Source organism: Arthrobacter sp. Y3223164, assembly GCF_059091005.1.
Window position 1 is genome coordinate 1 of record NZ_JBNHGF010000134.1, and the last position, 6,699, is coordinate 6,699.

A 6,699-nucleotide genomic window follows, 5' to 3' on the forward strand; every position below is an offset into this window, starting at 1 on the left:
CCGACGGCCTGCGCCGCGGCGGCGCCGGTGACGAAGCGTCCGGCGGTCCCGCCGCGGGCCCGGCCCGGAAAATGGACTGGAAGCCGCTGGTCATCATCGGCGCGGTCGTCATTGTGGCGATCGTGATTATCGCCATGATCGTGTCCAGCCTGACCGGCGGCTCCCCTGCCGGCGGGGCGGCCAGTCCGGCGTCGACGCAGACCGCCGCAGAGACGCCCAACGGGGACGGCGTCGTCGCGGAGAACGTCTCGCCGTTCGATTTCCAGCAGGGCCAGTGCTTCACCGACTTCGAGGCCGTCATGCGTGAAGCAACCGTCGTCACCTGCGACACGCCGCATGAGGCGCAACTGGTGGGCACCTTCTCCTACGGGGACGACGAGGAGTTCCCGGGCGCCGACGAACTGAACATCAAGGCCCAGGAGGTCTGCACGGCCGTCGCCCTCAACGACTCCGCGGCCGACCAGCCGGATCTCAAGGACTCCTACGGCATGCCTTCCAAGGAGACGTGGGCGCAGGGCGATCGCCGGATCGACTGCTTCAAGATCGCCGAGGAGGGCCAGGAGATCACCGGGTCGCTGGTCGACCTGTAACCCGGCACGGAACAGTCCGGCGGTCCCCGCCGGGCCGCTCAGGTCAACCGCCGCGGACCGCCCCCACCTTCGACTGCACGATCAGCCCGCCGGCCCCGCCGTCGACGTCGATCTCCGGCACATCCACCAGTACGGTGTCGCCGTCGCTGATCGCGCCCGCGAGCAGGCCGCGGGCCAGCTTGTCGCCGATCTCGCGCTGGACCAGCCGACGCAGCGGCCGGGCCCCGTAGGCGGGATCGAAGCCGGTCAGGGCCAGCCACTCGCGGGCGGCGTCCGTGACCTCGAGGGTCAGCCGGCGTTCGGCCAGCCGCGCAGCCAGCGCCGCCACCTGCAGATCCACGATCCGGGAGAGCTCTTCGATGCTCAGCGGGTCGAAGATGATCACGTCGTCCAGCCGGTTGAGGAACTCCGGCTTGAAGCTGGCGTTCACCACGTTCAGGACCCCTTCGCGCTTCGTGTCTGCGTCCATGGTCTGGTCCACGAGGAACTGCGAGCCGAGGTTGGAGGTCAGCACCAGGATCACGTTGCGGAAGTCCACGGTGCGGCCCTGCCCGTCGGTGAGGCGTCCGTCGTCGAGCACCTGCAGGAGGATGTCGAAGGCCTCGGGATGGGCCTTCTCCACCTCGTCCAGCAGCACGACGGAGTAGGGCCGGCGGCGGACGGCCTCGGTCAGCTGGCCGCCTTCTTCGTAGCCCACGTACCCCGGAGGGGCGCCGACCAGACGCGACACGGAGTGCTTTTCCGAGTACTCGCTCATGTCGATCCGGACCATGGCCCGTTCGTCGTCGAACAGGAAGTCCGCCAGCGCCTTGGCCAGCTCGGTCTTGCCGACGCCGGTGGGACCCAGGAAGAGGAACGAGCCGGTGGGCCGGTCCGGGTCGCTGATGCCCGCCCGGGCGCGCCGTACCGCGTCCGAAACCGAGGCAACCGCCTTGGACTGGCCGATCAGCCGTGAGCCGATGTGCTCCTCCATCTGCAGCAGCTTCTGGCTTTCGCCCTGCAGCATGCGGCCGGCCGGGATGCCGGTCCACGCGGAGATGACCTCGGCGATGTCGTCGGCGGTCACCTCCTCGGAGACCATCTGGTCCCGCCCGGCGCCGCCCTGTTCCTCGGCCGCCTGCGCCTGGGCCAGCTCCTTTTCCAGCGTCGGGATTTCCCCGTACAGGATCCGGGAGGCCTCGGCCAGGTCGCCCTCGCGCTGGGACTTGTCGGCCTGCGAGCGCAGCTCGTCCAGCTTGGCCTTCAGGTCGCCCACGCGGTTCAGCCCGGCCTTCTCCGCCTCCCACCGGGTGTTCAGGGCCGCCAGCTGCTCCTTCTTGTCTGCCATGTCGGCACGCAGCGCCTCCAGCCGTTCCCGCGAGGCCGCGTCAGTTTCTTTGGCCAGCGCCAGTTCTTCCATTGTGAGCCGGTCGACGGCGCGGCGCAGCTGGTCGATCTCCTCGGGGGCAGAATCGATCTCCATCCGCAGCCGGGAGGCGGCCTCGTCCACCAGGTCGATGGCCTTGTCCGGCAGTTGCCGGCCGGAGATGTAGCGGTTGGACAGCGTCGCGGCGGCCACCAGGGCGGAGTCCCCGATCGATACCTTGTGGTGCGCCTCGTAGCGCTCCTTGAGTCCGCGCAGGATGCCGATGGTGTCCTCGACGCTCGGCTCCCCCACGTAGACCTGCTGGAAGCGCCGCTCCAGCGCCGGATCCTTCTCGATGTTCTCGCGGTACTCGTCCAGGGTGGTGGCGCCGATCAGCCGCAGCTCGCCGCGGGCCAGCATCGGCTTGAGCATGTTGCCGGCGTCCATCGAGCCTTCGGAGGCCCCCGCGCCGACGACGGTATGCAACTCGTCGATGAAGGTGACGATCTGCCCGTCCGAGCTCTTGATCTCTTCCAGCACGGCCTTCAGCCGTTCCTCGAACTCGCCCCGGTACTTGGCGCCGGCCACCATGGCCGCGAGGTCCAGCGACATCAGCGTCTTGCCGCGCAGCGATTCAGGCACGTCGCCGGCCACCATCCGCTGGGCCAGGCCCTCCACCACGGCGGTCTTGCCGACCCCGGGTTCGCCGATCAGCACGGGATTGTTCTTGGTGCGGCGCGAGAGCACCTGGACCACGCGGCGGATTTCCGCATCCCGGCCGATCACCGGATCCAGCTTCCCGGCGCGGGCGATGGCGGTCAGGTCGGTGCCGAACTTCTCCAGCGCCTGGAACGTGTTCTCCGGATCGGCGGTGGTGACCTTCCGGTCTCCGCGCAGGCCGGGCAGGGCGGCGAGAAGTGCCTCATGGGAGGCACCGGCGTCGCGCAGGATCTTCCCGACGGCGGCGTTGTCCGCCGCGAGGCCCAGCAGCAGAAATTCCGTGGACACGTAGGTGTCCCCCCACTTTTCCGACTCCTGCCGGGCGATCTGGACCGCTTGGAGCAGGCCCCGGGAGTACTGCGCCTGCGCCACGGAGGATCCCGACGACGACGGCAGAGCCTTGATCGCGGTGCTCGCCTGAACACTCACCGAGTCCGGATCGGCCCCGGCGGACTTCAGCACGGCTACGGCCACGCCGTCGCGCTGGTCCATCAGGGCCTTGAGCAGGTGGGCCGGCTCGATCTGCGGATTGCCCGCCGTCGAGGCGTTCATCGCCGCGGCCGACAGCGCTTCCTGGCTCTTGGTGGTGAATTTAGCGTCCAACGCATCTCTCCGTTCGCTCCGGAATGGATCTGGCCAGCCCCGTTAGTGCCGGCCCTGAAACTAAGTTGAGTGTAGTCCACTCAACTTTGAATGTAAAGTTATCCACAGGCTGCGGAGCGCGGATCACCGCCCCCGGAGCTCTGCTCCCCCGCCACCGAAGCCTCCTTGCCCGCCTCCATCTTGTCGCCCCGGCGCCCCTGCCCGGAAGGGCGTCCGGCGAATAGGCTGTAGCGGGGACGTGCAGGAGGCGGACGGAGGTGGCCCTGACGGAAACCATGTTGGAAACTGCCCGGCTGCTGCTGAACCAGCCGACGCCGGAGGACATCAGTGCCATGTTCCGGATCCTCTCCGACCGGCGCACCACGCGGTTCAATCCTTCCGACGCGCTCATCTGGAACGAGGAAGCCGAGGGCCTGTTCCAGCGCTGGGAAAGGCAGTGGGAGGACCACGGCGTGGGCTACTTCGCCGTCCGCCTGCCCGGCCGCGAAGACGCCATCGGCTTTGCCGGCGTCAAGCACGTGGCGCTGTCCGGCCGCCCGGTGCTGAATCTCTACTACCGTTTCGACCCCGCCGTGTGGCACCGCGGTTACGGGCGCGAGGCGGTGGCCGCCGTCGTCGCCCATGTCAACGAGTTTTTGGAACTGCCGCCGATCCTGGCGCTGGTCCATCCGGCCAACACCGCGTCCCGGCGCATCGTCACGTCGCTGGGGTTCGAACGGAACGAGGCCGCGGCGGTCAGCGGCCCGGACGGCTACCAGGACGCCTATGTGCTGAACTGGGACCGGCAGCTATAACATCCGGTCAAGGAGTCCCAGTGGAGATCATTCGCGCAGCCGCGCTCAAGGAACAGCGGTGGCGGAACGGCGGCGGCGTCACCAGGGAACTGGCGGCCGGTGACCTCGGCACGGACGGGCTCCCCGGTTGGCGGTTAAGCCTGGCGGACATCAGCTCGGACGGCAGCTTCTCCGAATATCCGGGCGTGGACCGAATATTCACCGTTGTGGACGGTGACGTCGCCTTCCTGACCGTGGACGGCAGCCAGCACCGGATGGAACGCTACCGCCCGTTCCGGTTCGACGGCGGGAGCAGCGCGGACTGCAGCCTGCCCACCGGGCCGTGCCGCGCGCTGAACGTCATGACCCGCCGCGGGGCCTGGGGCGCCGGCCTGCTGATCGTCGAGCTCTCGAAGAAACAGCCGCTGCGGCTGTCGGACGGGCAGTACCTGGTGCTGCTGCAGGGCCAGGCACAGGCGACGGCTGGCGACACCGCCCAGCCGCTGCATCCCTACGACGCCGTGGTCGGCTCGGTCGCGGCCGAGGTCAGCGGCCGCGGGTTCGCGGCACTGGTGTCGGTCTATCCCGCCGGGGACTGAGGCGGCCGGGCCCTGAGGGCGGCCGGGCTTTGAGGGCGGCCGGGCCTCCGGAGCCGGCTCCTTATTGCGCCGGTTCCCTACTGCGCGGCGGCGTCCTCGACCTTGACCGCGGAGACCTCGAACTCCAGCATCACGCGGTCCGACACGAGCATGCCGCCCGAGTCCAGGGCCGTGTTCCATTTGACCCCGAACTCCTGCCGGTCAATGCGCCGGGAGCCCTCAAAGCCCGCCCGGAGCTGCCCGCCCGGGTCCCGCTCCACGCCGATGAAGTCGATCGGAACCGCAACCTGCTTGGTGATGCCGCGGATGGTCAGGTCGCCGTTCACAATGAAGTTTGCGCTTTCCACCTGATCGATGCGGGTGCTGACGAACGTAATCTCCGGATAGTTCGGCGCATCGAAGAAGTCGTTCGTGCGCAGATGCTCGTCGCGTTGCGGGCTGCGGGTATCAATGCTGGCGACCTTGATCGTGACCTTGACGGACGAGTTGGCCGGGTTGTCCACGTCGGCCTGGATGATGCCTTCCACGTCGTTGAACGCGCCCCGGACTTTGGTCACCATGGCATGGCGGGTGGAAAATCCGATCCGGGTATGGGCCGGGTCGAACCGCCACTCCCCGGACAGATCAGGAGATAGTTCGGACATGGCAGCGCTCCTCCTCTGGCACAGGCACTGCCTTCCCCAAAGCCAGATGGATGCGCCCGGCCGTCTCCTTCAGCCGCATGCGGCTCGTGTGGTAATTCCAACACATAATGGGACGCAGTGCACCACCTGGGCGCCTGAATTCCGGGGCCGCCCCGGCGACCCGCAGCGGCATCCGACCGGCGGAATCCGCGCCCTATCCCAGCCTGTCAGCGGTCAATAGACTGATGCCATGACCACCGCGAACGAGATGCCTTCATCGACGACACAGCTGCCTGTGGCCGATTGCTGGAAATTGTTCCGCAGCGCTGACTTCGGCCGGCTCGGAGTCGTCGTCGATTCCCACCCGGAGATCTTTCCGGTCAATTACGTCGTGGATCACGGCAGCATCGTGTTCCGCTCCGCCCCGGGAACCAAGCTCGACGCCGCCCTCGCCGGCGAAGTGGTTTTGGAGGTGGACGGCTTCGATCCGGCCACCGGCGTCGCCTGGAGCGCCGTCGCGCGCGGCAGCGCCCAGCGGATGAGCAGCATTGAGGACGTCCTGGAATCGGCAATGCTGCCGCTGTTCCCCTGGCAGTCGGGCGAAAAGAACCATTTCGTCCGCATCGTTCCCACGGTGGTCACCGGACGGCGTTTTGTGGTGCCGGCATCGGCCCGCCGCACGCCGGGGCTCAGCGACAGCCGCCGGCTGCAGATCGAGTAGCCGCCCGCATGGCCGGCCGGCCGCACCGACGGGTCAGCGCCAGGTAACGGGTCCCGGCTGATAGCCGGGAATGTAGCCCGGGAACGCCCGGTCGGTGGGCACGATCTGTTTGCCCAGCGGCGTCAGGGACACCGGAATCATCTTGAGGTTGGCGATCGCCAGCGGGATGCCGATGATGGTGATCGCCTGCGCCACCGCCGTCAGCACATGCCCGATCGCGATCCAGATGCCGGCGACCAGCAGCCAAATGATGTTTCCCAGCGTGGACATAAAGTAGGTGCGCCCGCCGCGGTCCACCACCATGCGGCCGAACGGCCACAGCGCGTAGCCCGCGATGCGGAACGACGCAATGCCGAACGGGATCGTCACGATCAGCAGGCAGCAGACGATGCCGGCCAGGAAGTAGCCCAGCGCCAGCCAGATGCCGCCGAACAGGAGCCAGATGACGTTCAGGAGTGCCTTCATCCCACCATTCTGGCCACGGACGCGCTCGGCCGCCATACGGGACGTCCCTGAGTGTCCCCCGATCTGCCGTTGGGGCGCGGGTCGTCGGTGGAGCATCGCAGCGCGGCCCCCGGCACGACGAAACTTCCCTGTCGAAAATTAAAGGCCGCAGGGCGGCCCCTTCCGTACGGAGGGGCCGCCCTGCGGCCTTCGGCTCTGCGCCCGGCCTAGCTGGTCCGGCGCTTTTCCTGCGAAGCCGGCGCCGTGGCGCGGCGCGGGCC

Annotated in this window: 7 protein-coding genes; 4 read left to right on the forward strand and 3 right to left on the reverse strand. The window is 68.2% G+C overall.

Annotation, left to right across the window (positions count from 1 at the left end; genetic code table 11):
- Positions 1 to 590, forward strand: a 590-nt coding sequence (locus AC5RUJ_RS08690) for a septum formation family protein (protein ID WP_494155764.1), incomplete at its 5' end; no start/stop codon positions are given.
- 43 nt (positions 591 to 633) lie between these two features.
- On the opposite strand, the gene clpB is transcribed toward AC5RUJ_RS08690, so the two are convergent.
- A complete protein-coding gene (gene clpB / locus AC5RUJ_RS08695) occupies positions 634 to 3,258 on the reverse strand; it encodes an ATP-dependent chaperone ClpB (RefSeq protein WP_494129105.1) in 2,625 nt (874 codons plus the stop codon).
- 257 nt (positions 3,259 to 3,515) lie between these two features.
- On the opposite strand from clpB, the gene AC5RUJ_RS08700 reads away from it, so the two are divergent.
- Together AC5RUJ_RS08700 and AC5RUJ_RS08705 are read left to right on the forward strand one after the other, a co-directional pair.
- Positions 3,516 to 4,052: a GNAT family N-acetyltransferase gene (locus tag AC5RUJ_RS08700; RefSeq protein ID WP_494012872.1), complete on the forward strand. Its 537-nt coding sequence runs from the start codon at positions 3,516 to 3,518 to the stop codon at positions 4,050 to 4,052.
- A gap of 20 nt (positions 4,053 to 4,072) precedes the next feature.
- On the forward strand, positions 4,073 to 4,630 hold the full coding sequence (locus tag AC5RUJ_RS08705; RefSeq protein WP_494129104.1) for a HutD/Ves family protein: 558 nt from the start codon (positions 4,073 to 4,075) through the stop codon (positions 4,628 to 4,630).
- Between the two features lie 77 nt (positions 4,631 to 4,707).
- On the opposite strand, the gene AC5RUJ_RS08710 is transcribed toward AC5RUJ_RS08705, so the two are convergent.
- Positions 4,708 to 5,274: a YceI family protein gene (locus tag AC5RUJ_RS08710; protein WP_494000684.1), complete on the reverse strand. Its 567-nt coding sequence runs from the start codon at positions 5,272 to 5,274 to the stop codon at positions 4,708 to 4,710.
- Between the two features lie 229 nt (positions 5,275 to 5,503).
- Here AC5RUJ_RS08710 and AC5RUJ_RS08715 point away from each other — a divergent pair, with 229 nt between their 5' ends.
- Positions 5,504 to 5,974, forward strand: a complete 471-nt coding sequence (locus tag AC5RUJ_RS08715) for a pyridoxamine 5'-phosphate oxidase family protein (RefSeq protein ID WP_494129103.1) — start codon at positions 5,504 to 5,506, stop codon at positions 5,972 to 5,974.
- Between the two features lie 33 nt (positions 5,975 to 6,007).
- Here AC5RUJ_RS08715 and AC5RUJ_RS08720 read toward each other — a convergent pair whose 3' ends face one another.
- On the reverse strand, positions 6,008 to 6,439 hold the full coding sequence (locus AC5RUJ_RS08720) for a YccF domain-containing protein (RefSeq protein WP_494000686.1): 432 nt from the start codon (positions 6,437 to 6,439) through the stop codon (positions 6,008 to 6,010).
- Positions 6,440 to 6,699 lie beyond the last annotated feature (260 nt).

Coding starts and splice junctions, on each gene's coding strand:
- AC5RUJ_RS08710 (WP_494000684.1), bottom strand. CDS start 5,274: ATGTCCGAACTATCTCCTGATCTGTCCGGGGAGTGGCGGTTCGACCCG.
- AC5RUJ_RS08715 (WP_494129103.1), top strand. CDS start 5,504: ATGACCACCGCGAACGAGATGCCTTCATCGACGACACAGCTGCCTGTG.
- AC5RUJ_RS08720 (WP_494000686.1), bottom strand. CDS start 6,439: ATGAAGGCACTCCTGAACGTCATCTGGCTCCTGTTCGGCGGCATCTGG.